Source organism: Flavobacterium sp. MEB061, from assembly GCF_000834715.1.
Taxonomy (GTDB): domain Bacteria; phylum Bacteroidota; class Bacteroidia; order Flavobacteriales; family Flavobacteriaceae; genus Flavobacterium; species Flavobacterium pectinovorum.
In genome coordinates this window covers 1-1,715 of record NZ_JXQR01000019.1, presented here as the reverse complement: position 1 = coordinate 1,715, position 1,715 = coordinate 1, and the positions used below count along the sequence as shown (strand labels likewise).

Genomic DNA, 1,715 nt, shown 5'->3' with positions numbered 1-1,715 from the left:
CCAACGATTACAACTATCACTGGAACGCCAATTTATTGTGCTCCGGCTGCTAACACAACAAGTACGGTTACTATAACCACTACTAATGGTGTTGGAACATTAAATTATGTGATACTTTCACCGGCAAGTGCAACGACAAATGTTACAGGAGCTACAAGTGGAGTATTTACAGGATTAGCTGATGGTACTTACTTATTTGAAGTTACAGATGCTAATGGTTGTAAGGATCAGGAATCTTATATAGTAAAACCTGTAACGAACATTACAATTGCAGGTGAACTAGTAAGCAATGTTACATGTAACGGATCTGCTAATGGAGCAGTTAAATTCACTGCAGCAAACTATGCAGGAACTTATACTGCAGTTTTAACAGCAGGAACGGGTACATTAACTCAAACAGGAAATACTGTAAACGTAACAGGTCTTGCACCGGGAACTTATACAGTTGAAATTACAGATGCAATAACAGGTTGTAAAGCAACAGCATCTATTGCTGTTACACAGCCAACACCGGTTGTTCTTAATATGGTAAGCAATGTAAATGCTAATTGCAACTTTGGTGCAAGAGTAACAGTTTTAGCTACTGGCGGAACACCTGGATACAGATATGCTTTTGTTGCAAGCGGAGTTACTCCAACTGCAGCTGATTATGACACTCTTGCAAGTGTTGTTTTAAACCCTGCAACTACAGCTTGGGATGCGTATGTGTTAGATGTTAACAATTGTCCGGCTGTTTACAGTTTTACAATTGGTACAGATGCACCGCCTGTTATTGATAACCCAACCGCTCCATATTGTTATATGGGAGGTCCGGTTGCAGTTACAATTACTGGAACTTATGTTGGTACACCAATGTACAGTATTGGTAACAACTACCAATCTAGCCCTGATTTTGTATTGAATGCACCAGGAACTTATACCTTCTCTATTAGAGATGGTAACGGTTGTGTGACTTCAAAACCTTACACACTAAACCAACAATTATTATTAAAAGCAACACTGACACAAGATTATACTTGTGCGGGTGATGCAAGCATAACATTATTAGCTACTCAGGGAACGTTAACTTATAACACATTTGAAGTTAGTTATAATAATGGTGTATACACTGCTGTAACGGTACAGCCTTACACTACTAATGTTCCTGGAACTTATACTTTCAGAGTTACAGATAGTCAGGGATGTCAGGCAGCTTCAGTTTCAGTAGAAGTTACAGCAAGAACAACTCCAACAGCAACAGCTACTAAAAATGATGTTAGTTGTACAGGAGGTTCAGATGGTAGTATTATCGTTACTGCCGCAAATGGATTAGCGCCATATCAATATCAATTAGATGGAGGAATATTCCAGGCATCAAATATTTTTACAGGTTTATCGGCTGGTGCACACAATATCGTTGTTAAAGACGCTAAAGAGTGTATTACAATCACATTGCCAGTTACGATTTCACAGCCAACTGCTTTAGCTGCAACGGCTACAGTAACCACTCCATTAAGTTGTGGAACTGGAAATTCGACACAAGCAGCAATAGTTACTGTAACTGTTGATACAACAACAGGAACAGCACCATATCAATATAGTTTTAATGGTGGTGGTTATGGTAATTCAAATACATACACAACAAGTGTATCAGGTCCTGTTACCGTATCAGTTAAAGATGCTAATAACTGTGTAATAGCAGTTCCGGTAAACGCAACTGTTCAGCCACTTGATCC

At 39.0% G+C, this 1,715-nt stretch carries 1 protein-coding gene; it reads left to right on the top strand.

What is annotated here, in order from left to right:
• On the top strand, positions 1-1,715 hold a 1,715-nt coding region (locus tag RT99_RS11805), incomplete at both ends, for a SprB repeat-containing protein (protein WP_042564964.1).